General features: G+C 59.0%; 20 protein-coding genes and 4 tRNA genes. 4 read left to right on the forward strand and 20 right to left on the reverse strand.

The genetic code is table 11. From position 1 onward, the window contains the following. Positions 1 to 2,086 (forward strand): two-component system sensor histidine kinase KdpD (kdpD, locus tag VGC33_RS16650; RefSeq protein ID WP_331121891.1); only part of this gene is annotated, 2,086 nt, incomplete at its 5' end. Positions 2,087 to 2,228: 142 nt separating this feature from the next. After that, positions 2,229 to 3,152 (forward strand): nucleoside hydrolase, encoded by a 924-nt coding sequence (locus tag VGC33_RS16655; protein WP_331121892.1) that lies wholly within the window; start codon positions 2,229 to 2,231, stop codon positions 3,150 to 3,152. A gap of 17 nt (positions 3,153 to 3,169) precedes the next feature. On the opposite strand, the gene VGC33_RS16660 is transcribed toward VGC33_RS16655, so the two are convergent. From VGC33_RS16660 to VGC33_RS16675, 4 genes are all read right to left on the reverse strand, one after another. Then, a complete protein-coding gene (locus VGC33_RS16660) occupies positions 3,170 to 4,003 on the reverse strand; it encodes a YdcF family protein (protein WP_331121893.1) in 834 nt (277 codons plus the stop codon). Between the two features lie 118 nt (positions 4,004 to 4,121). Beyond that, entirely contained in the window at positions 4,122 to 4,949 is an 828-nt protein-coding gene (locus VGC33_RS16665) for an alpha/beta fold hydrolase (RefSeq protein WP_331121894.1), read from the reverse strand. A gap of 105 nt (positions 4,950 to 5,054) precedes the next feature. After that, positions 5,055 to 6,218, reverse strand: a complete 1,164-nt coding sequence (locus VGC33_RS16670) for an FAD binding domain-containing protein (RefSeq protein WP_331121895.1) — start codon at positions 6,216 to 6,218, stop codon at positions 5,055 to 5,057. Positions 6,219 to 6,337: 119 nt separating this feature from the next. Next, complete coding sequence (locus tag VGC33_RS16675) at positions 6,338 to 7,267, reverse strand: LysR family transcriptional regulator (protein WP_331121896.1); 930 nt, start codon at positions 7,265 to 7,267, stop codon at positions 6,338 to 6,340. A 104-nt stretch (positions 7,268 to 7,371) separates the two neighbouring features. Between VGC33_RS16675 and VGC33_RS16680 the strand changes: the two genes are divergently transcribed. Further along, complete coding sequence (locus tag VGC33_RS16680) at positions 7,372 to 8,073, forward strand: DsbA family oxidoreductase (protein WP_331121897.1); 702 nt, start codon at positions 7,372 to 7,374, stop codon at positions 8,071 to 8,073. A gap of 97 nt (positions 8,074 to 8,170) precedes the next feature. Here the strand turns inward: VGC33_RS16680 and VGC33_RS16685 are convergent. The 16 genes from VGC33_RS16685 to trxA all read right to left on the reverse strand — a co-directional run bounded on the left by VGC33_RS16685 (position 8,171) and on the right by trxA (position 22,123). Next, positions 8,171 to 8,247 (reverse strand) — tRNA-Pro (locus tag VGC33_RS16685). Positions 8,248 to 8,281: 34 nt separating this feature from the next. After that, positions 8,282 to 8,368 (reverse strand) — tRNA-Leu (locus VGC33_RS16690). Between the two features lie 14 nt (positions 8,369 to 8,382). Further along, positions 8,383 to 8,458 (reverse strand) — tRNA-His (locus VGC33_RS16695). A 63-nt stretch (positions 8,459 to 8,521) separates the two neighbouring features. Next, a tRNA-Arg gene (locus tag VGC33_RS16700) sits at positions 8,522 to 8,598 on the reverse strand. A gap of 182 nt (positions 8,599 to 8,780) precedes the next feature. Beyond that, positions 8,781 to 9,521, reverse strand: a complete 741-nt coding sequence (gene wecG, locus VGC33_RS16705) for a lipopolysaccharide N-acetylmannosaminouronosyltransferase (protein ID WP_331121898.1) — start codon at positions 9,519 to 9,521, stop codon at positions 8,781 to 8,783. Positions 9,522 to 9,548: 27 nt separating this feature from the next. Continuing rightward, positions 9,549 to 10,892, reverse strand: a complete 1,344-nt coding sequence (wzyE, locus tag VGC33_RS16710; protein ID WP_331121899.1) for an ECA oligosaccharide polymerase — start codon at positions 10,890 to 10,892, stop codon at positions 9,549 to 9,551. Beyond that, positions 10,889 to 11,974, reverse strand: a complete 1,086-nt coding sequence (locus tag VGC33_RS16715) for a TDP-N-acetylfucosamine:lipid II N-acetylfucosaminyltransferase (protein ID WP_331121900.1) — start codon at positions 11,972 to 11,974, stop codon at positions 10,889 to 10,891. The genes wzyE and VGC33_RS16715 overlap by 4 nt, the downstream gene beginning before the upstream one ends. After that, positions 11,971 to 13,221, reverse strand: coding sequence for a lipid III flippase WzxE (gene wzxE / locus VGC33_RS16720; protein WP_331121901.1), 1,251 nt, complete (start codon positions 13,219 to 13,221; stop codon positions 11,971 to 11,973). The genes VGC33_RS16715 and wzxE overlap by 4 nt, the downstream gene beginning before the upstream one ends. A 1-nt stretch (position 13,222) precedes the next feature. Next, on the reverse strand, positions 13,223 to 14,353 hold the full coding sequence (rffA, locus tag VGC33_RS16725) for a dTDP-4-amino-4,6-dideoxygalactose transaminase (protein ID WP_331121902.1): 1,131 nt from the start codon (positions 14,351 to 14,353) through the stop codon (positions 13,223 to 13,225). A 4-nt stretch (positions 14,354 to 14,357) separates the two neighbouring features. After that, positions 14,358 to 15,116 (reverse strand): dTDP-4-amino-4,6-dideoxy-D-galactose acyltransferase, encoded by a 759-nt coding sequence (gene rffC / locus VGC33_RS16730; protein ID WP_331121903.1) that lies wholly within the window; start codon positions 15,114 to 15,116, stop codon positions 14,358 to 14,360. A 42-nt stretch (positions 15,117 to 15,158) separates the two neighbouring features. Further along, on the reverse strand, positions 15,159 to 16,421 hold the full coding sequence (gene wecC, locus VGC33_RS16735) for a UDP-N-acetyl-D-mannosamine dehydrogenase (protein ID WP_331121904.1): 1,263 nt from the start codon (positions 16,419 to 16,421) through the stop codon (positions 15,159 to 15,161). Then, entirely contained in the window at positions 16,418 to 17,548 is a 1,131-nt protein-coding gene (wecB, locus tag VGC33_RS16740; protein WP_331121905.1) for a non-hydrolyzing UDP-N-acetylglucosamine 2-epimerase, read from the reverse strand. Before wecB ends, wecC begins: the two co-directional genes overlap by 4 nt. A 105-nt stretch (positions 17,549 to 17,653) precedes the next feature. After that, positions 17,654 to 18,700: an ECA polysaccharide chain length modulation protein gene (gene wzzE / locus VGC33_RS16745; RefSeq protein ID WP_331121906.1), complete on the reverse strand. Its 1,047-nt coding sequence runs from the start codon at positions 18,698 to 18,700 to the stop codon at positions 17,654 to 17,656. Beyond that, positions 18,697 to 19,809: a UDP-N-acetylglucosamine--undecaprenyl-phosphate N-acetylglucosaminephosphotransferase gene (gene wecA / locus VGC33_RS16750; protein WP_331121907.1), complete on the reverse strand. Its 1,113-nt coding sequence runs from the start codon at positions 19,807 to 19,809 to the stop codon at positions 18,697 to 18,699. The genes wzzE and wecA overlap by 4 nt, the downstream gene beginning before the upstream one ends. Before the next feature lie 280 nt (positions 19,810 to 20,089). Beyond that, positions 20,090 to 21,349, reverse strand: coding sequence for a transcription termination factor Rho (gene rho / locus VGC33_RS16755; protein ID WP_162367083.1), 1,260 nt, complete (start codon positions 21,347 to 21,349; stop codon positions 20,090 to 20,092). Between the two features lie 447 nt (positions 21,350 to 21,796). Beyond that, complete coding sequence (gene trxA, locus VGC33_RS16760; RefSeq protein WP_162367082.1) at positions 21,797 to 22,123, reverse strand: thioredoxin TrxA; 327 nt, start codon at positions 22,121 to 22,123, stop codon at positions 21,797 to 21,799. Positions 22,124 to 22,241: 118 nt separating this feature from the next. Between trxA and VGC33_RS16765 the strand changes: the two genes are divergently transcribed. After that, positions 22,242 to 22,318: hypothetical protein (locus tag VGC33_RS16765; RefSeq protein ID WP_331121908.1), on the forward strand; the 77-nt coding region annotated here is incomplete at its 3' end.

Raw genomic sequence — 22,318 nt, forward strand, 5'->3', positions numbered from 1 at the left:
GCGGGCCATCGAGAATTTTTTCCGCAAAGGCAATCTGTTTGCCCTGCGCGAACTGGCCCTGCGCCGTACCGCCGATCGGGTGGACGACCAGATGCGGGTCTGGCGCGACGCCCTTGGAGGCGAGGATAAAGTATGGCACACGCGCGACGCCATCCTGCTGTGCATCGGTAATCATACCGGCAGCGAAAAGCTGGTGCGCACCGCGGCCAGGCTGGCAGCCAGGCTCGGCAGCGTCTGGCATGCCGTTTACGTGGAAACCCCTTCACTGCATCGCCTGGCCGAAGCGCGCCGGCGCGGCATCCTGCGCACGCTGCAACTGGCCCAGGAATTGGGCGCGGAAACCGCCACGCTCTCCGATCCCAGTGAAGTCGGCGCGGTGCTGCGCTACGCCCGCGAGCACAACCTCGGCAAGATCGTCACCGGCCGGCGCCCGGCCAGACGCTGGCGCCGGGACAGCTTTGCCGACCGGCTGGGCCAGCTTGGTCCCGACCTGGATCTGATCATCGTGGCGCTGGATGAACCGCCGGCCGATGCCCCGGGCAGGCCGGCGGACAGCAGGACTATTAGCGACAAGTGGCGGGTGCAGCTGCGCGGCTGCCTGGCGGCGGCGGCGCTCTGCGCCCTGATTACCTTCGGCGGCCGCTGGCTGCTGCCCGGGGTGGATCCCACCAACATGGTGATGATCTATCTGCTCGGCGTGGTTATCGTGGCCCTGCGCTACGGCCGCTGGCCGTCGGTGGTGGCGACCGTGCTGAATATCGTGATATTCGACCTGGTGTTTATCGCCCCCACCGGCAGCGTGGCGGTGTCGAATGTGCAATACCTGTTCACCTTCGGCGTCATGCTGACCGTCGGCATCATTATCGGCAACCTGACCTCGGGGGTGCGTTACCAGGCGCGCGTGGCGCGCTACCGTGAACAGCGTGTGCGCCATCTGTATGAAATCTCCAAAGCCCTGAGCGGCGCGCGCGGCATGGATGACATTGCCCAGACCTGCCAGCGCGTCATCGACAGCACGCTGCAGGCGCGCAGCGAACTGCTGCTGCCGCAGGAAAACGGCGAACTGAGGGCCATCGGCGGCGCCAGCACCCTGACCGCCCTGCCCGATGGCGCCATTTCCCGCTGGAGTTTCGATAAGGGACAGCCGGCCGGCGCCGGCACCGATACGTTGCCCGGCGTCCCCTATCAAATCCTGCCGCTGAAAACCGCCGGCAAAACCTTGGGCCTGCTGGTGATCGAACCCGCCAATCTGCGCCATCTGATGATACCGGAGCAGCAACGCATGCTGGAAACCTTTACGGTGCTTATCGCCGGCGCGCTGGAACGGATGGCGCTGACCCGCAGCGAAGAACACGCGCGGCTGGCCGCCGAGCGCGAGGAGTTGCGCAATGCCCTGCTGTCGGCCTTGTCGCACGATCTGCGCACCCCGCTGACGGTCTTGTTCGGCCAGTCGGAAATCCTGACCCTTGACCTGGCGGCGGAAGGCTCGAAGTATGCGCCACAGGCCAGCCAGATCCGCCAGCAAACCTTAAGCACCATCCGGCTGGTGAATAATATGCTGGATATGGCGCGCATCCAGTCGGGCGGCCTTAACCTGCGCGCCGAATGGGTGGCGCTTGAGGAGGTGGTCGGCAGCACGCTGAACATCATGAAACCCTCGCTGGCCAACCGCCAGGTCAGGCTCGACCTGCCCGATCATTTGGTATTAATCAAAGCCGACGGCACGCTGCTCGAGCGGGTGTTCACCAATCTGCTGGAGAATGCGCTGAAGTATGCCGGCGACAACGCGCAACTGGGCATCCGCGCTTATGAACAACGCGACCGGCTGGAAATCGAGGTATGGGACAATGGCCCGGGCATTCCGGCGGGACAGGAACAGAAGATTTTTGAAAAATTCGCCCGCGGCAACAAGGAATCGGCCGTGCCGGGCGTGGGGTTGGGGCTGGCTATCTGCAAGGCGATAGTAGAAATGCACGCAGGGCAGATCCGCGCCGGCAACCGGCCGCAGGGCGGCGCCTGTTTTTATATCTCCCTGCCGATCGCCCAGGCGCCCCTGCTGCCCGAAGAGGCGGAAGAGACCCGGTAAATACCCGTTCACGGGCCGGCGTCGTTACAGCTGTTCGCCATTTTCCCCGGGCATCGGGCCGGTTGTCCCCATACCCTGCGCTGGCGAAGGGCGGCCGCGCATGCTACAACATAACCTCGTACCTGTTCCGCCGGAGTCGCGCATGCGCAAGATTATTATCGATACCGATATCGGCGTGGATGACGCTTTCGCGCTTGCCTACGCCGCCCGCCATATGGACATCCTGGGTATCTGCGCGGTATTCGGCAATGTCACCGTGGATCAGGCGGTTAAAAATGCCCGGTTGTTCTGCGCGAAAATGGCGATCCACACCGGTGTTTATCGCGGCTGTTCTCGTCCGCTGGCCCTTGATCCCACCCCGGTAAGCGGCAAGATACACGGCAAGGACGGATTGGGCGACGCCTTTGATAATCCCTATGACGCCTCGGCGCAGGACGGCATCCGCTTTATTATCGACAGCGTAAAGAAAAATCCCGGCGAAATTACCCTGGTGGCCATCGGGCCGCTGACCAATATCGCCACCGCCCAGAACCTGGCGCCGGAGATTATTCCGTTGGTGAGGGAAGTGGTCATCATGGGCGGCGCGTTCGGCACCCACGGCCATGCCGGTAACGTGACGCCTCATTGTGAATTCAATATCTGGAAAGATCCCCACGCCGCGGATCAGGTCCTCTCCTCCGCGCTGCCGGTGGTGATGCTGCCGCTGGACGTCACCCATGAAGTGTTGGTCACCGGTGAGGAAATTCGCGCAACCGGACAGCCGGTATTGACCGCCATTTCCCGCGGCTACCTGGATTACAGTTTGAAAAGCGAGGGATTCGAGGGCATGGCGCTGCATGACACCCTGACCCTGTCCTATCTGATCAATCCCGGCTGGTTCAAGGTGTCAACCTCGCCGGTAAGGGTCGTGACCGAAGGCCTGTCGCGTGGCCAGACCTTGCGCCGCGCCACTGCGTTTGCCACACGCTTTGATCCTTTTGTCGGCTGTGGGGTGCAAAAAATCTGCCTGGGCGTGGAGGCCGCGCCGCTAAAAGCACATTTTCTGCAGTCCCTGGGCGGGATGTAGCGGCACATCGTCGCAGCTTATACGTTGAGCGTTGGAATCCCGATACGATCGCGCCATTCACCTGATATCCCCTGGTTATGCATCAGATATTGCCAGGCGTCTTCAACCACGTTCGGAATATCCACATGGCAGATATAGTCTTTCCCTTTCGGACCATAGCCTTGTCTATCATCCCGCAGGCGGGGAATTTCGCCCAGTAACAACGATATAAAACGGTTTACCGGCCAGAGGCCATGGCTACCACGGGCGAAGCCGGTGCCGTTTATGCCGTTGACCAGTTGCGGCACATGAGTCGGCCAGTTGATAAAATGCGGCGTTTGGGCTGAATCAATCCAACAGCGGCGAAAGGTGGCGTCGGTCCGGCGCTGCAGCAAGGGATCCTGGATAAGAATGATATTTTGCGGCGTACATCCCCGTTCTTCCAGCAGGACGCGCGTAAAGCCGGCATTTTCGCCGGAATTGCGCGATGCGGTCTCCACAACAACCTGGTCCCCGGGCAGTTGCCAGAATCGGGTGGCAATCTCATGCAAGATGACGGCTTCCGGACGGCCGGCGGTGTCAATCGTCCGATAACGGGGGTGCCGCGTTATCGCCTCGATGAGAAACGAGGTGGAATGGCCGATGCCGCCGGTGATAAACAGGGGAATATGGCGGGCCTGCGCCAGCGCGCACGCGCCGTCAATGGTGGCTAATACCGCATTGCCCGCCAGGATGATGGCATCGGCGCTTAACCTGTCCCGATGGCGGGAAAAATCGTCAAGCGCCAGCCAGCCCGCAATGGTGTTCAGCGCCGTGATGACCTCGGCGGAAAGCGGCGGCAGCCCGGATGCGTTAAAAATATCGGTGTGCATATTTTATGTTTCTCCTTCGGGTTTCACTATAGCAGGAGAAATGACAGATAATAAAATACGGCAGGTCATGGTGACCTGCCGCTGTTGTTTTTGCGGTATTACCCGCCGCCTGAGCGACTCAGCTTTTGGCGAACGCGAGCAAGTCGGCGTTGAGCGTGTCCTGATGGGTGCTGGCAAGACCGTGCGGCGCCCCCTTATAGACCTTGAGCGTCGCATTGGGCACGATCGTTGCGGTCAGTTGGCCCGCGTGGCCTATCGGCACAATCTGGTCATCATCGCCATGAATGACCAGCGTCGGCACGTCGATTTTCTTCAGGTCGGCGGTGTAATCGACCGCCGAAAACTCATGGATGGAGGCATATTGCGCCAGGATACCGCCGGCCAAGCCCTGCAGCCAAAAGCTTTGGCGCAACCCTTCATTCACCTCCACGCCCTCGCGGTTAAAACCGAAGAAGGGGATGGCGAGCTCGCGATAAAAATTTGAGCGGTTATCGAACACGTTTTTGCGAATACCGTCGAACACATCCAGCGGCAAGCCGTTAGGCCATTGCCCGGTCGAGATCATGATCGGCGGAACGGCGCCGACCAGCACGGCCTTGGTGACGCGTGCCGTTCCATGGCGTCCGATATAGCGAGCAACCTCGCCGCCACCGGTCGAATGGCCGACCATAATGGCATTTTTCACATCAAGCTGGTTCAGTACATCGGCGAGATCGTCGGCCCAGGTGTCCATGTCATTACCGGTCGCGGGTTGATCGGAGCGGCCGTGGCCGCGCCGGTCATGGGCAATCACGCGATAGCCCTGTTGCAGCAGGTAAAGCATCTGCCCGTCCCAGGCGTCGGCGCTCAGCGGCCAGCCGTGCGAGAAGACGAAGGGCTGGGCATGCTTATCACCCCAGTCTTTGTAGAAGATACGCGTGCCGTCATTCGTTGTGATATAGCTCATGATACTTCTCCTTTGCGTGATGCGGGTTGTTGGAGCGTAGCGGCGATAGGGCGCCGCGACCCATAAGTGATACGTTTCAAGTGGATGGTGCTTAAACAAAAGCCTTTACGGGCGGCTGTGGAACATCAGGTCATCACCGGCTTGCGTGCCCTGCTTTTCCAGGTACTTACCGTACATTACCTGCGGCAGTTCCCAACGGGCAAGCGCGGCGGCGATGTCATTTGGCGAGGCGGCAAGCTCATCGGCGAGCGCCAGGGCATTCGCCGCCGCTTTCGCCGTGCTCGCCGCGGTGTGCGGCCTCGGGATCGAGGCTGCATCCCCCATTATCACCACGCGGCCGGACACCATGTCATCTACCGCAAGATCGCGGATCGCTTGGGCGAAAGGGTGCTCCGTCGCCGCCACAATGGCGCGGAAAGGCGGCGGCAGCAGTCGCCGTGCATCGTCCCGCAACCGGGCGACCCATTGATCCGCCAGCATCCCCTCGGGAATGGAGTAATCGCGTTCAAGGCCGTTGCGGTCGGTCATGATTTGTGCGAGCTGTCCGCTATCGGCCACCCGATACCAGACCCAGTTATACAGCCGATGGCCGGGCCGTACGTCATTGCCTTCGCCAGGCATCAGATAGCCGAGAATATGGGAGCCCGTATTGTTGGCAAACCCGAAATCGCCGTGCAGACCCTCGCGCGCGGCGGCAGGCATGGCCGCTTCCGGCACCAGTCCGCGCCAGGCGAGATAGCCGGCATAACGCGGGCGTATCCGCGGCCAAAAGAGCGAGCGCACCGTTGAGCCGCCGCCATCCGCCCCAATGAGCAGGTCGCCGCGCTCGCGGCTTGCGTCGTCAAACAGCGCGGTAACGGCGTTGGTTACAGGATCCTGCTCAATCCGCGCCAGGCGCTTGCCCTGATGATAATGCGAGTCACCGAACGCCGTCTTAAGGGTAGTATAGATAAGCGACCAGGAAGTCTGGGTCTGGGGAGCGAAATATCGCGACTGGATTGCGCCATCCGGCTGGAAAACCGTACGATAGGCTGAACGAACGCCAAGTCTGTCATCATTCAGGACAATGCCGCCGCGCCGGAATACCTCGATCACATCCGGCTGGAGAACGATGCCGCCGCCACGGCTGTCGAGATCGCGGGAGGAACGTTCGAAAATATCCACGTCCCAACCGATGGCGCGCAGCATGGTGCCGGCGAAGAGCCCCCCGAGCGAACCGCCGATGATCACGGCCCTGGGTGTTTTCTGATGCGTGGTGATGTTGTGCATAGCGTGTCTCCTGGTTGATGACCTCACTATGCTCCCGTTCATACATGGCGACAATTAGCGCATTTTAGCTATCATCTTTGCGTTTTACGCAAAGATAAACCATCCTGGTCGCCCGGTCTTCATAGCCAGTCGCAGGCTTCATCCCAATAGGGTGGGGAACCGAAATGGACGGCGAGGAAATCAATGAAACTGGCGATCTTCCTCGATCCGCGCCGGTTGGCCAGATAGACGGCCCAGACCGCGCCTTCCCCGGCGGCCGGCGAGGGAGTCCATTCCTGCAGCACCGGGACCAGCCGGCCGGCGGCGATATCGCCCCCCACCAGCCAGGTCGGCATTAGCAGCAGCCCGGCGCCGCCGATGGCCGCCTCGCGCAGCATTTCCGAGTTGTTGGCGCGCAGGTTGCCGGAAACGGCGACCTTCTCCTGCCTGCCGCCCCGGCTCAGCGTCCACCGGTTACCGGTAGCCAGGTAGTCGAATAACAGGCAATTGTGCGCAGTCAGGTCGCCTGGCTCGCGCGGCGCGCCATGCTCACCCAGATAGTCGGGACTGGCGCAGATAACGCGATGATGGGGCGCCAGCTTACGCGCAATCAGCGTGGATGAACCCGGCACGCCCAGCCTGAGGGCGATATCAAGCCTGTCCTCGACCAGATTGGCCAAGGCGTCGCTCAAATGGAGCTCAAGCTGGATATGGGGAAATTGTTGCAGAAAAACGGGGAGAGCGGGCGCAACGTGCAAACGCCCGAAGGCAACCGGCATCGTCACCTTGAGCAATCCGCCCGGCGGCCCGGACTGCTCGCTCGCCGACCGATCGGCGTTAACCAGATCCTCGAGTATCCGGCGGGCATCCTCGTAATATTGCCGTCCGGTTTCGGTCAGCGTAACGCTGCGGGTCGAACGGTTCATCAGCAGCGTGCCCAGGCTTTCCTCCAGCCCGTTCAACTGCCGCGTAAGCGAGGATGCCGCCACGCCCAGCCGTCTTGCCGCCGGTGCGAAACCCCCGTGTTCCACCACCGCCACGAAGGCGCTGAGCGCCGCGAATCTATCCATAGGTCACCTTTGCGCATCGCGCAATGAACTTTTCGACATGGCGCTGATTATCATCGTTAAGGTAATGAGTGACAATAGCTTAACTTCATTAGAGGAGATCCGTTATGTCCATTGCCGTGACCGTTACGTCTGACTTTATCTGTCCCTGGTGCCTGATCGGCCATCGCCGTCTGGCCAGGGCAATCCGCGCGCTTCCCGCAGATACGGGCGTGGAAGTGCGCTGGCAGCCGTTCGAACTGAACCCGGATATGCCGGCCGAGGGCATGGACCGGAAAGTCTACCGCGCGCTCAAGTTCGGCAGTTGGGAACGCGGCCGCCAGCTCGACGCCCAGACCGTTACCGCCGCACATGGCGATGATGTCGCTTTTGATTATGATGCGATAGAAAAAACGGTCAACACCTTCCAGGCTCACCGGCTGATGCGCTTTGCGCAACGGCACGGCGTTGCCGATGCGCTCGGCAAGGCATTGCTTTCGGCTTATTTCGAGCAGGGCCGCGATATCGGCAACCGCGCGACGCTTGCGGAGATCGCCGCAGAACAGGGACTGGACCGGAATGCCGCCGCCACTTTCCTTGCCGGCGAAGAAGAAAACGACGCGGTAAGAGCGGTTGAACGGGGTTTGCGGGATGCCGGCATTCGCAGCGTTCCCAGCATCGATATCGAGGGCGAGGTGATTTCGGGAGCGCAGCCGGTCGAGGTGTTTACCGATGCCCTTCTGCGCGCCGCCGATCGGGCCGGCGGGCGGGAGGCGGCCGGCGGGGTAAATGCGCCAACGCCGCATGTCCCCACGCCCGGCGCGGTCTGAATCCCAAAAATAATAAAAAAACGGCAGGTCATGATGACCTGCCGTTTTTCTTTTTCTGGTCCTGCCCGCAACAAATCGGGCAATACCCTCGGGAATGTGGTCGGCGAGAGAGGATTCGAACCTCCGACCCACTGGTCCCAAACCAGTTGCGCTACCAAGCTGCGCTACTCGCCGTACTGCATCGTCGTAAAAATGTACTGATAGGTTGTGGTGCGAAGAGAGGGACTTGAACCCTCACGTCCGTTAAGACACTAACACCTGAAGCTAGCGCGTCTACCAATTCCGCCACCTTCGCATGGCCACTAATGTTGGGGTGACTGATGGGGCTCGAACCCACGACAACTGGAATCACAATCCAGGGCTCTACCAACTGAGCTACAATCACCATTACTGATACTGCTTACCGCAACGTGACGAAACTGCTGACACGGCACTTGCGCACAAATTATGGTGCGCCCGACAGGATTCGAACCTGAGACCTCTGCCTCCGGAGGGCAGCGCTCTATCCAGCTGAGCTACGGGCGCTTAGCGCCGTTGCGGGTGGGGATAGTACGGAATCGCGGCCTGACTGTCTAGTGCTTTTTACTACTTTTGCCGGGTTTAATAACCCTTTGCTCATTTCCTGCCCGCTTAGCGGGTTTTCCCGGCCGTAAAACGCGATGCGCCATGCTTTTCGGCTACTTAACCCCGGTCGGGCGACACCGCGTCTACAGCCGTCCGCTAATATAGTAACCGACAAAACGCAATAATTTCAGCTGGCGGCGTAAGCGGCTGGGCTGGCTGAACAGGCGGTACAGCCACTCCAGGCCCAGGCGCCGCCAAACGAGGGGGGCACGCTTTACATGGCCGGTAAAGACGTCGTAGGTGCCGCCTACGCCCATATAAAGGGCGTTTGGATAGCAGGCGCGGCAATCACGCATGATTATTTCCTGCCTGGGCGACCCCATGGCCACGGTAACGATGGCGGCGCCGCTGGCCCGCACCCGGGCGAATAATGATTCCTGCCCCGCCGGGGTAAAATAGCCGTCATGCATCCCGACGATATTAACGTTCCATTGCGCGCGCAGCCGCTCGGCAGTCTGTTCAAGCACCGCCGGCCGGCCGCCGATAAGAAATACCGCCGTGCCCTCCATGCCGGCCCGCGCCATAATGCCTTCCCACAGATCCGCGCCCGCGATGCGCGCCACCTGGGCGTGGGGATATTTGCGGCGGATCGAGCGCACGATACTGATGCCGTCGGCATATTTGTATTCCGCCTCGGCCAGCAGCTGTGCAAGCGCGGCATCCCGCTCCGAGGTCAGGACCTTTTCCGCGTTGATGGCAATCAGGGTGCCGGTCCTGACCCGTCCATCGGCAAACAGGTAATCGACGCAATGCCGCTCGTCGCGAAAGCCCCAGATGACCAAACCGCGAATAGGGTACTGGGCAATCCCATCCTGATTTTCCATTTATTATCCTTCGAGGGGATGACCCGATTACGATGCCGCCGTGGCCCCGCGCGCGCGCCTGGGCCGGATCAATCCCGCGCGGTTAAGCAGCCAAAAGAGCAGTTTTGCCAGCATCAGGCACAGGCCGAATATCAGGGCGAAAAACACGACGCGCGACGTAAAGGCATCCAGTCCCTCGCGGGCCAGGACTATTATATTGAACACCGCGCCAAAACAAAATGCCTGCAATACCGCCGAACGGTAGCGGTCCGGGGCCGCCTTGCCCCGTTCATACAGGTTATCGAAGCCCTTCAGGATAAGTCCCACCATCACGGCGCCGAGAGGGATAAACGCCACGCCGCCCATCACCACCAGCGAACCGATAAGCGTGGGTGAAATCGCCAGGCCGGAATGATTGCCCAGCACTTCCCAGGTGAAATAATTGGCGGTATTGAGCACCAGGCCGGGCCGGTCCGGCCACAGCCAGCCGGGGATAAACACGTAAAAATCGCGCACTATCGGCGCCAGCCCCTGGAAGGCTATTTTCGGGTAGTTTTGCAACAGCAGCGCCAGGTTTTCCCATGGGGAAAACGTATCGCGCGTCAGGTATAAAAACGTGTAAAACCCCTCGTCGCCGCTGACGTTCAGGCCGTAACGCTTTAACGCCAGCCAGAACATGCCGGCCACGGCGACCAGGCCGGCGGCTCCCAGCGTCCACAGGCTTATCCAGCCGCGCTGGATGCCGATAAACAAAAACAGGGCAAAGGCGATGATGATATTGGCCCGGGTGCCGCCGACCACCATATAGGTAAAAATCCCGAAGGCCACGGTGCCGCACAAAAATAATAGCCAATTGCGCCGGGTGGGATTAAGGAAATAAATAATCAACATTGCCGGGATAAAAAAATAGAAAAAGCGCTTCAGCGCCACCCCGGTAACGTCGCGGGAAAAAATCTGGCTGTAGGACTGCAGGCGGAATAATAGAAAGCCATTATGCATGAAAAATACCGCCACCGTGCCGACGGCGGTCAGCGCCAGCAGGATCCAGGTTAAATGCGTCTCCACCCGGTTCAGGGACAGTACCGGCCTGCCGGCGGACCGGGAAGAGGGAAACCAGCGGATTTTATAGCTGACATAATAAATACCGTAAAACGCGGTGGCGGCCAGCAGCGCTTCCATCAGGTTTTGTACCGGCGCCACCTGGACATTGAAGCGAAACGCCAGGATGCAGGTCAGCGGAAAACCCAGGTAGAAGGTCAATAAATAAAGCAGCGAAAAAAAGACGTTGAAATTAAACCGCACGCGGCGAAATTCCCGATAGGTCAGGGACAGCACCAGCAGCACCGAGAGCGTATACACCACCAGCAGCCCGCCGAACTGGCCCAGGGTCATAAGCCAGTCCCCGCGGCTACGGCCAGCGCCTGGCGCCACCCTTGCATATAGTTGGGATAAAAAAAAGCGATACGCCCCCGATCCACGCCGGCCAGCCCGCGTTGCGCCTCGCGCACCGCGGTCGCGTCGATGGCGTCGCCGTGCAGCAATACCGGCACCCGCCCGGCGGCCAAATCCTGCCTGAAGGGATTAAGCCGGCTCAGGACAAAAGGCACGCCGAACTGAATCAGCAGGCAAAGCGTGCCGATGCCCTGCTGGCGATTAAACAGAAAATAGCCCAGGTCGCATTGACGCAGTATCGCCAGGTAAGCATCAAAGGCCACCGGCGCCGTGAGCAGCTCCAGCCGGTCGGGCGGGAAGAATTTTTCGCCCTGCGCGCGCACCCGGGCGATATACGCCTCGTTATTGGCCGGATACCCCAGCGGCACGATCACCCGCACATCGGCGCCGAATTGACGGTAAATCGCCGCCAACGCCTCCAGATGGCGGTTGGCGGCATCGCCGGAATTGCCCACCAGCACGGTGAGGGTTTTATCCGGCGCGGCCGGCGGCCGGTCAAAACGCAGCGCCGGATCCATGCGGGTGGGGAAATACAGCGGCGATGTGTCGACATGGGGATAACGGGGCCGGTATACCGAAAGATCGCCCAGGGTGGCGAAAACATGGCCGACCCGTCCCTGAGCGCGGCGGCGCAACAGATAAAACAGTCGGTGTTTCAGGTTATTTGACTCTTCATACAGATCCGCACCCCAAATATGCCAACTGACCCGGGCGGCAGGCAGTTTACCCACCAGCAGGGCCAGCCAAATCCGCGGATTGAATTGCCCGTGCAGCAAAAATCGCGTCGCCGGCTGGGCGGCGGCCAGGCCGACCACCGCCCGCGCCAGCGCCCGTTTATCGCCATAGGTATCCACACGCAGGCGCGAAAGACCCTGGAAAGGCGTGCCGTCGGCGGCGGCCACCATAAAATGGAAGCGTTCTCCGGCGGCGAGATCGCCTGCCAGCTGGTCGTTAAAAAAACGCAGCGCCGTCAGGTTATGATGCGGGATATCCGCGCCAAGCACATGGATTAACTGGGTCATTTTTTCCTGCAATAAAGAAGAAATACCGCGCTACAAAGCAAAAAATAGACCATATAGGTCGCCATATAAGCCTGCGTCGCGCCAAGCGCGCCATGGCGGGGGATCAGGGCGTGGGAAAAACCGGTCAATAATATAAACTGGCTGATTTCCGTCAGCAGGTAAAAACGCAGCGAGGCCCTGGCGATCACCAGATATCCGTAGACGTAAGCACCCACTTTCAATACATCGCCCACCAGTTGCCAGGCAAACAGGTCGCGCATCGCTTCGAACTGCGCGGAAAACAGCAGGCGGATGGCAACATCCCTCAACATCCATAACACCAGGCTGACCGCCGCCACCGCGGGCATCACAAACAGCAGTGAACGCCTGATTTCCCGGCCGACGGCGCGCTTATCGCTTAAACGCGATAGGGTCGGCAGCAGGTAAACGGTGAAAGAGGCGGTAATAAACTGCAAATAGGCATCGGAAATGCTGCTCACCCCCTGCCAGAGACCCACCTCATTCCAACTATAGCGCTGCGCCAGGAGATTACGCATCATAATATAGGCCAGCGGCAAGGTGAACGACGTCATCAACGCCATCAGGGTAAATTTGCCCAGTTGGCCGGCCAGCGGCCGATCCCAGGCAGGGCGCAAATCCCCCGGGCGGATCAGCCGCCGCCGGGCCACCACCATGGCCGCGGGCAGCAGCGTAACGGCCGGGACCAGCGCCAGCCCGACCAGCGCTCCCGGGTAGCCGCCCAATTGATAACAGAGAAAAAAAGCGCCCGCGCCCAGCACGCTGCCGCCGCTGACCGCCAGGGCGTTGCCGGCGGCGTCGCGAAAGCCCTTCAGTATGGCCAGCATCAGGTTGGCATATGCGATACCCAGTTGGATAAATGCCACCGCCCGCACCACGTCGGCATAGCCGTCATGGCCGAACAGCCCGCGGCTTATGGGACCGGCGCACGCCAAGAAAATCACCGCCAAAAGAGTGGAGAACCCCAGCACCATGGCCGAGCCGGTGCCTAACACCGCGCGCAGCCGCTCCGGCTGATCCTGGAACTGCGCCACGTATTTGGTCATGCCGTTGAAAATGCCGGCGCCGGACAGCACGCCGAGCACGGTCACCAGTTGCCTGAAATTGCCCGCCTGGCCGACGCCGGACGGTCCGAAAGAGACCGCCAGCAGTTTGACCACCAGCAGGCCGACGCCAATCTTGATAAGCGTCGAGCCGGCGGTCCATAGCGAGGCGCGGGCCAGGGACATATCAGGCGAAGTACCGGTTAATCGCGCTGATGACCAGGGATTGATGTTCGTCGCTCAGGTTGTAGAACAACGGCAGCCGCACCAGACGCCGGCTCTCTCGCGTGGTATGGCGGTCTTCACCGTTAAAACGCCCGAAACGCAGCCCGGCCGGGCTGTCGTGCAGCGGAATATAATGGAAAACCGTCAGGATATCCGCCGCTTTCATATGATCGATAAACGCCGATCGATCCGCGATATCCCGCAGTTTGATATAAAACATATGGGCGTTTTGCCGGCAGTTTTCCGGCACAGTCGGCAGTTCGATACGTCCCTCGCGCGCCAACGGCAGCAGCGCGTCGCGATAGCCGTTCCACAGCGCCAGACGGCGGCGATTGATGATATCGGCCGCATCCAGCTGCCCCCACAGGTAGGCGGCCTGCAAATCGGCCATCAGGTAGCTGGACCCGATATCCCGCCAGGTGTATTTATCCGTCTGTCCGCGAAAAAACTGGCTGCGGTTGGTGCCTTTTTCCCGCACGATCTCCGCGCGGTCAATCAGCCCGGCATCGTTTATCATGGTGGCGCCGCCTTCGCCGCCGGCGGTGTAGTTTTTGGTTTCATGGAAACTGAAACAGCCGATATGCCCCAGGGTACCGAGCGGCTTACCCTGATAGGAGGACATCACGCCCTGGGCGGCATCCTCGATCACCGCCAGACCGTATCGGGCGGCCAGCGCCATGATGACATCCATCTCGCAGGCGATACCGGCATAATGCACCGGCACGATAGCCCGGGTTTTATCGGTGATCGCCGCCTCGATAAGCGTTTCATCCATGTTCATGGTGTCGGGACGGATATCGACGAAAACAATGGTCGCGCCGCGCAGGACAAACGCGTTGGCGGTGGAGACAAAGGTATAGCTGGGCATGATGATTTCATCACCCGGCCGGATATCCAGCAGGATGGCCGCCATTTCCAGCGACGCGGTGCAGGAAGGCGTCAGCAGCGCTTTCGGGCAACCAAAGCGCTGTTCCAGCCATAGCTGGCAGCGCTTGGTGAAATCACCGTCGCCGCACAGCTTGCCGCTGCCCATCGCCGTGCGGATAAAATCGATTTCACTTCCCACCACCGGTGGGGAATTGAACGGGATCATAGTGTCACCTGTAAAACCAGTATGCGGTGCCGTCAACGTTGGCGCCACATGCGATGTAGAGCCGCAGCGCGGCAAGATTGCCGGTCTGGGTGGCCACCCGCAGGCGGGATATCCCCTGGGAGCGGCACCACGCCAGCGCGCCGGCGAAAAGGGCGCGGCCAATGCCCCGCCGCGTATAAGCCGGGGCCACCGCCAGCAGGCCGATGCGCGCGTCATTCACGTCAAGTCGCCTGAGCGTCACCATGCCTTCGATGGCGTCGGGCCGGCCCTTGACCAGGCAGAAATTATCAAAAGTACCCAAGATAGCATTCTGTGCCCAAACGGCGTAGAAACGGCGGCATTCCCGATCGGGGTACCAGGGCTCGCGGAACCGGCTTAACCTGAATGCCGACGCCGCCAGCCGGCTGACCGCAGCGATGTCCCCCTGCCCGGCAACACGCAGCGGGGCGGCGTCATACGGGACGATGTCGGACAAGCGCGCCGCGCCGGCCATCAAACCCTCATGATCGCCGGCCGCCCCGCCCTGCGACGGCACCCGCAGGCTGCAATCTATCTCGCCGTCCACCAGCCGGAATCCCAGCGCCGCCAGCGCATCCGCCTGCTGCGGACGATCGGCGGCCACCTTGGCCTGCACGACCTGGAACGCGTCCAGGGCGGCGGAGGTCAAGGTCGCGGCGGCGGGATCGAGTATCATCCTGCCGCTGGCAACCTTGAAGAAATCACTTTCCCATACCAGCGGTTCAATAACGGCATGCATGTCCATAGGATCCACCCGATGCGGAACGGCCGAAGCCGGGGTTTCAGCTTAGCGCCAGACACCTTTGGTATCGATAATCCAGCGTTGTGTAATGTCGGCCGGGGGCCGCGCCCGGAACTGGCGGTGATCCACCAGCATCACCAGCACATCGGCGGTATCCAGCGCCTGGTCCAGTCCGGCCAGGGTGGCCAGGTCCGCAAGCGTCGCGGGCAGTTGCTCCACGTTCGGCTCGACCGCCAGGGTCTTGCCCACATGCCATTGGGCTATCAGCCGGGTAATGGCGACCGCCGGGCTTTCGCGCAAATCATCAATATCCGGCTTGAACGCCAGCCCGAAACAGGCGATGGTCACCTCAGCGGCGCGTTTGCCGCCGTGCGCCAGGCAGTCCGCCACCGCCGCCTTCACCCGGTCCACCACCCAGATCGGTTTATCATCGTTAACCATCCGGGCGGTATGGATAAGCCTGGCCTGGCCTGGATTCTGCGCGACGATAAACCAGGGGTCGACCGCGATACAATGCCCGCCGACCCCGGGACCGGGTTGCAGGATATTCACCCGTGGATGCCGGTTGGCCAGGCGGATAAGTTCCCAGACATTAATATCCTGGTCGGCGCAAATCAGCGACAGCTCGTTGGCGAAGGCAATATTGACATCCCGAAAGCTGTTTTCGGTCAGCTTGCACATTTCGGCGGTGCGGGAGTTAGTGACCACGCACTCTCCTTCCACGAAAATCTGGTAAAGCTCACTGGCCCGCGCCGAGCAGCGCGCGGTCATGCCGCCGATGACGCGATCGTTTTTTATCAGTTCGGCCATGATTTTGCCGGGCAGCACGCGCTCGGGGCAGTAGGCGATATTGATATCGGTTTCCTCGCCCGCGGTTAAAGGAAATTTCAGGTCGGGGCGCGCCTCGGCCAGCCATTGCGCCATTTGCTCGGTGGTGCCTACCGGCGAGGTGGATTCCAGAATGACCAAATCGCCGGTTTTGAGCACCGGCGCCAGGGAGAGCGCCGCCGCGCGCACATAGTCAAGATCGGGCTGGTGCCCGGCCATAAACGGCGTCGGCACCGCAATCAGGAAGGCATCGGCCGCCACCGGCCGGGTCACCGCCGTAAGATATCCTCCGTCGACGGCGCGTTTGACCACCTCGGCCAGGTCCGGCTCGACAATATGAATCGCACCGCGGTTAATGGTCTCCACCGCGTGCTGGTTCACGTCCACTCCCACCACTTTTTTGCCGCGCGAGGCAAAGGCGGCGGCGGTGGGCAGGCCGATATAACCCAGGCCGATAACGGAGATATGGTCAAAACTCATACTTTCACCTGATTATTCTTTAACGCGTCAATAATTCGCCGGCAGGCCTGGCCATCGCCATAGGGGTTATGCGCACGGCTCATGGCCAGATATTCATCGGCGTCGGTCAACAAATGGGAGACCGCCGCCTGGATGGTTTTAGGGTCGGTGCCCACCAGCCGCACGGTGCCGGCCGCCACCGCTTCCGGACGCTCGGTGGCGTCGCGCATCACCAAAACCGGTTTACCCAGGGAGGGTGCCTCCTCCTGGATGCCCCCGGAATCCGTCAGGATCATATAGGCCCGGTCCATCAGATAAACAAACGGCAGGTAATCCTGCGGGTCGATCAGTTTAATATTGGATATTCCGCTTAAAATGCGGTTGACCGGCTCGCCGACGTTGGGGTTAAGATGCACCGGATACACCACCTGCACCTCGGGATGATGCCGGGCAATATGGGCCAGCGCGCTGCAGATGCGTTCAAAGCCGTCGCCAAAGCTTTCCCGCCGGTGGCCGGTAACCAGGATCATCTTTTTTTGCGGATCGAGAAAATCGTAACGCTGTTCAAGCGAGGCGCGCAGCCCGGCGTTATTCAACACGCTATCGCGTACCCAAAACAGCGCATCGATAACGGTATTGCCGGTGACGAATATCCGCTCCCCGTCCAAGCCTTCACGCAGCAGGTTTTGCCGTGCATTTTCGGTCGGGGAAAAATGATACATCGCCAAATGGCCGGTTAATTTGCGGTTGGCTTCTTCCGGCCAGGGCGAGTACAGGTTGCCGGTACGCAGCCCGGCCTCCACGTGGCCAACGGGAATATGCTGGTAAAACGCGGCCAGGCTGGCGGCCAGGGTGGTGGTGGTATCGCCGTGCACCAGCACCACATCCGGGGCAAACGACGCCAATACCGGTTTCATGCCGGTAAGGATGCGGCTGGTGATTTCCGTCAAGCCCTGATCCGGACGCATGATATCCAAATCATAATCGGGCACGATCTCGAACAGGCGCAACACCTGATCAAGCATTTCCCGATGTTGGGCCGTAACGCAAATCCGGACGTCAAAGTCCGGATCCTTGGCCAACGCCAGGATAAGCGGCGCCATTTTTATGGCTTCCGGCCTTGTGCCGAAGACTGTCAACACTTTCACAGCTAATTCCTTTCCGTCTTAAGTTAGCCATACGCGTGGCTGGTATTCATTCCGCCGCGTGGCGGCGCATCCCTCCGGATTGATGCCGGTCCCGGCGTATTGCTGTTAGCGTCGCCGGGCCAGCGCGATACCGGCCCCGACCAAGCCACCCATGGCGCCCCAGAGAATGAGCAGGAAAACCCGGCGCGGTTTATCGCGTTTAACCGGTTCCTCCGGTGTCCTTAAATAACGGTAAGTCTGGAATGTATTCTGTAGCGTCGGGCCGACGTTAAGGGTGGCCAGCATGGCGCGATTCTGATCGTACTCCACGTCAAAACCGGGACCGGCCGCCTGCAAGGCGTCCAGCCGCGCCTGAAGCACCGGTTCTCCCAACAGGAATAATCCGGACTGCGGCAATTGTTCTTCGGGAACATTGGCCTGACTATGACTGATGCCCTGCCGCTTGGCAATATCCAGCGCATGGCGCAGTGCGTTCAGGTCGCGATCGTAGATGGCGTTGGCTACCGCTTCCTGGCGTTTGACCTGCGCTTTGAGCGAGATGGCGCGCGCCGTCCAGGCGCCGATGACATCTTCATTCAGATGGCCGGCGGCGCGCTGGCTGGCGAAAGCCACATAACGGCGCAGCAGCAGATTGGCGTCCGCCGCCGTTTCGGCGGTAAGCGTCACCTGGTCCGGCAGTCTTTTGGCATCGTCCCTGGGGGAATACTGGATATTGCCGATCATTTCGTCCAGCAATACCGCGTCGGCATGGGCATCGCCTTTTTTGCGCGCGGTATAGTAGCCGGCCGCCTGCCAAAAATCGCGCTTGGTGTCGTAAGAGGACAATTGACGGATAAATTCCTGGTATGCCTCGTCGCCGATACCCGGCATATCCGAGGTTGGCAGGGCGGTATTCTTCACATCCAGGTTGCGCAGGAACTGCTGCTGTGAAAAATAGCTGCCCAGCATGTTCACCGTCGGTTTATCGGTTACCGCCGCGGCGGTCCATTCCTGTTTCACCAGATAGGAATAGGCCAGGGCAATCAGCGCAAACACCAGGGCGGCGCCGATAATCCAGCGTTTGCCGCGCCACAGGGCGCAAAAAAGCCCATGGATATCCAGCTCGTTATCCAGCGCCGCGTCGCGGGCTGCCGGTGGGGTTTCTGATTTCATTTTTGTCCCGCATTACGGTTAGTGGGTCTCGGTTTTCCGCCGAACCGACGCTTGGTGCGCTTGACGAAGCGCGCTACCCGCCAGGCGCATTTCAGCAAGTAGCCGTAGAGTAAAAAAACCAGGATGAACAAAAGAAACATCAGCCAGTCGGGCCAGACGAACCATTGTTCGCCCGCCACGCCGAAGGCGGCCAATATGGCTGCGGTAACGGTAATGATAACAAAGGCTTGTCGCGAACTGAAGCCGGCGCGCATGATAAGATGATGGATATGCTGCCGATCGGGGGAAAAGGGGCTCATGCCTTTACGCATGCGCCGGTACATAATGGCTATCATATCCATTAACGGAATGGCGATAATCCACAAACCGGTGATGGGGTTCATCGGATGCCCGGTTCCCTGGGTGCTTTGCAGGATAATCCAGATAATGCTGAAGCCTATCATGGTGCTGCCAGCGTCGCCCATAAACACTTTATAATGGCGGCCGAACACGCCCAGGTTCAGCAGGATATAGGGCAGGATGGCGGCAATCATGGCAAAACACCACAAACCCAGGCTGGGGTTATTATCCTTGTACATCAGGATGCCCATGGCGCCAAGCGAGACGCAGGATAACCCGCCGAGCAGCCCGTCGATGCCGTCCACCATATTAAAGGCGTTGATTGCCGCCCAGACCGCGAACAGGGTGACCGGATAACCGAAGTAGGGACCGAGCACCATTTCCCAGGGTCCGAACACATATCCCAGGCTATTGATGTATAGACCGCCGAAGTACATCATGGTGACGGCGACCAGCGCCTGGATGGTGGCGCGGGATTTAACGCTGATATCGAAACGGTCGTCAAGGGCGCCTATCAGCACCAGGATGCCGGAGCAAATCAGGTACAGGCCGATATGCGGTACGAAGTGATCGGTATAGAGGAAAGTGAAGCAGATACCGGCATAAATGGAGATACCCCCCACCAGGGGGATTTGCCCATGGTGACGTTTGCGGTAATTGGGTTTATCAACCAGGCCGATCTTTTGCGCAACCTTGCGGGCGAAAAACAAAAAAACCATCGAAAATAAAAAAATAGCAAAAAAATCAGTACTCATATTGAGTAGGTTCACAATAGAAAGCTCTCTGCATCCATCAGGCTGTTAGAAGCGCCACCGGTGTAGACGCCCCTCACTCTCTGCCTCAATCGTCACTGGGTTAGGCGACACTGAAAGTATTGATTTATCATCATCTTTTTTCATCACACCCGAATCTCCGTCGGGTGAACCGAAGCAAAAAGACCGCGTTACCGAACTTCTTTTCATCAGGTCGCGGCAGTTAAGAACACACTATCCTAGCATCAGAAACAAAAAACGCCACGTCTTGACGTGGCGTTACCCGAGTTTTTGTTAATTACGAGCGTTTCATCATATCGAAAAACTCGTCATTGGTTTTGGTCATCGCCAATTTGTTCATCAAGAATTCCATGGCGTCAGTCTCGCCCATCGGGTGGATAATCTTGCGCAGGATCCACATTTTCTGCAGTTCTTCCTGCGTGGTCAGCAACTCTTCCTTACGGGTACCGGAGCGGTTGTAATCGATAGCCGGGAACACGCGTTTCTCGGCGATTTTGCGCGAGAGGTGCAGTTCCATATTACCGGTACCTTTAAATTCTTCGTAAATCACTTCATCCATCTTGGAGCCGGTGTCGATCAGCGCCGTGGCGATGATGGTCAGGCTGCCGCCCTCTTCCATATTACGCGCCGCGCCGAAGAAACGTTTTGGACGGTGCAGGGCATTGGCGTCCACACCACCGGTCAGTACCTTACCCGAGGCGGGCACCACGGTGTTATAGGCGCGGGCCAGGCGGGTAATGGAGTCGAGCAGGATGATAACGTCTTTTTTATGTTCGACCAGGCGTTTGGCTTTTTCAATGACCATTTCGGCGACCTGAACGTGGCGGGAAGCCGGCTCATCGAACGTTGACGCTATCACTTCGCCTTTGACCAGACGCTGCATTTCGGTCACTTCTTCCGGCCGCTCATCGATAAGCAATACCATCAGCACGCAATCGGGATGGTTGTAGGCGATGCTTTGCGCGATATTCTGCAACAGCATGGTCTTACCGGCCTTGGGCGGCGCCACGATCAGCCCGCGCTGGCCGCGACCGATGGGGGCGGCTAAATCCAGCACGCGCGCCGTCAGATCTTCGGTTGAGCCGTTGCCTCGTTCCATGCGCAACCTGGAGTTGGCATGCAGCGGGGTTAAGTTTTCAAACAGGATTTTGTTACGGGCATTTTCCGGTTTGTCGTAATTGACTTCATTGACCTTCAGCAGCGCAAAGTAGCGCTCGCCCTCTTTCGGCGGACGGATCTTGCCGGAAATGGTATCGCCGGTGCGAAGGTTGAAACGGCGGATCTGGCTGGGGGAAACATAGATATCATCAGGGCCGGCCAGATATGAGCTGTCGCCGGAGCGGAGGAAACCGAATCCATCCTGCAATATTTCCAACACGCCGTCGCCAAAGATATCCTCTCCACTTTTAGCATGCTGCTTTAAAATGGCGAAGATGATGTCCTGCTTGCGCATACGGGCCAGGTTTTCCAGCCCCATGTTTTCGCCGAGAGTAATTAGCTCAGAAACCGGCGTATTTTTTAATTCGGTAAGGTTCATAATGGTGGGTTCTTAAACTCGGGGTATTTCTCGAACTTTTTTTGTGAATGGTATGGCAGCGTAAAATCGTGCCTGTCTAACGGCATTTAATCCCAGCACATCCCGTTTGGGCTGATGAACAGCAATTCATGCAAAATGAGTACAAGAAGACTGAAGATTGAGAGCGCCTAAAAACGGATCAATTCAAATACAGGTGGCTTGAACACTTTGCTTTTAACGCCTGTGCGGTTTATCAGCCGTTTACTATTTAACAAACGGTTCAACAAACGGTTCGACTAACTGTTCAACAACAGGACTCGGACAAAGAGTAAAGCTCAGATTCAAACTACAGGTAAGATCTAAATGCAGTGGACATAAACTTAGCACGGTTCTTTGCGGGCGTCTAGCGGTCAATACGAGAAAACATAGTGAACGTCAGGGCCCGTTGAGATAACCGTTTTTTACCGATTACAGATTTTTGTTCAGGAACTCTTTTAACTGGCTGCGGGACAGCGCGCCGACTTTGGTCGCCACCACTTCGCCGTCCTTGAACAACAGCAGGGTGGGGATGCCGCGAATGCCGTACTTGGGCGCGGTGGCCGGATTTTCGTCGATGTTCAGCTTGGCGATGGTCAATTTACCTTCGAATTCATCGGCGACTTCAGCCAGGATGGGCGCTATCATTTTACACGGGCCGCACCACTCCGCCCAGAAGTCCACCAGGAACAGTCCCTTTGCCTGCAACACGTCCTTTTCGAAGCTGTCGTCACTTACGTGAATAATTTTATCGCTCATGTTCTACTCCACAGGATTATCACTACCCGGCTGGTTTAAGGTTAACCTACGGCGGGTTGACTTTATTTCACTGGATACGCTTTCGTAATGCAATAGTTAACTGTTATTCTACCACACTATGAGCAAAACACACTTAACCGAAAAGAAGTTTTCCGACTTCGCCCTGCACCCGCTGATTATTGAATCCCTTGAAAA

Origin of the sequence: Acerihabitans sp. (assembly GCF_036398755.1) — a bacterium.
In the GTDB taxonomy this organism is placed as follows: Bacteria; Pseudomonadota; Gammaproteobacteria; order Enterobacterales; family Enterobacteriaceae; genus Acerihabitans.

What these genes read in the sequence shown, in the direction of transcription:
- VGC33_RS16655 (WP_331121892.1), top strand. Translation starts at nt 2,229, where the DNA reads ATGCGCAAGATTATTATCGATACCGATATCGGCGTGGATGACGCTTTC.
- VGC33_RS16660 (WP_331121893.1), bottom strand. Translation starts at nt 4,003, where the DNA reads ATGCACACCGATATTTTTAACGCATCCGGGCTGCCGCCGCTTTCCGCC.
- VGC33_RS16665 (WP_331121894.1), bottom strand. Translation starts at nt 4,949, where the DNA reads ATGAGCTATATCACAACGAATGACGGCACGCGTATCTTCTACAAAGAC.
- VGC33_RS16670 (WP_331121895.1), bottom strand. Translation starts at nt 6,218, where the DNA reads ATGCACAACATCACCACGCATCAGAAAACACCCAGGGCCGTGATCATC.
- VGC33_RS16675 (WP_331121896.1), bottom strand. Translation starts at nt 7,267, where the DNA reads ATGGATAGATTCGCGGCGCTCAGCGCCTTCGTGGCGGTGGTGGAACAC.
- VGC33_RS16680 (WP_331121897.1), top strand. Translation starts at nt 7,372, where the DNA reads ATGTCCATTGCCGTGACCGTTACGTCTGACTTTATCTGTCCCTGGTGC.
- wecG (WP_331121898.1), bottom strand. Translation starts at nt 9,521, where the DNA reads ATGGAAAATCAGGATGGGATTGCCCAGTACCCTATTCGCGGTTTGGTC.
- wzyE (WP_331121899.1), bottom strand. Translation starts at nt 10,892, where the DNA reads ATGACCCTGGGCCAGTTCGGCGGGCTGCTGGTGGTGTATACGCTCTCG.
- VGC33_RS16715 (WP_331121900.1), bottom strand. Translation starts at nt 11,974, where the DNA reads ATGACCCAGTTAATCCATGTGCTTGGCGCGGATATCCCGCATCATAAC.
- wzxE (WP_331121901.1), bottom strand. Translation starts at nt 13,221, where the DNA reads ATGTCCCTGGCCCGCGCCTCGCTATGGACCGCCGGCTCGACGCTTATC.
- rffA (WP_331121902.1), bottom strand. Translation starts at nt 14,353, where the DNA reads ATGATCCCGTTCAATTCCCCACCGGTGGTGGGAAGTGAAATCGATTTT.
- rffC (WP_331121903.1), bottom strand. Translation starts at nt 15,116, where the DNA reads ATGGACATGCATGCCGTTATTGAACCGCTGGTATGGGAAAGTGATTTC.
- wecC (WP_331121904.1), bottom strand. Translation starts at nt 16,421, where the DNA reads ATGAGTTTTGACCATATCTCCGTTATCGGCCTGGGTTATATCGGCCTG.
- wzzE (WP_331121906.1), bottom strand. Translation starts at nt 18,700, where the DNA reads ATGAAATCAGAAACCCCACCGGCAGCCCGCGACGCGGCGCTGGATAAC.
- rho (WP_162367083.1), bottom strand. Translation starts at nt 21,349, where the DNA reads ATGAACCTTACCGAATTAAAAAATACGCCGGTTTCTGAGCTAATTACT.
- trxA (WP_162367082.1), bottom strand. Translation starts at nt 22,123, where the DNA reads ATGAGCGATAAAATTATTCACGTAAGTGACGACAGCTTCGAAAAGGAC.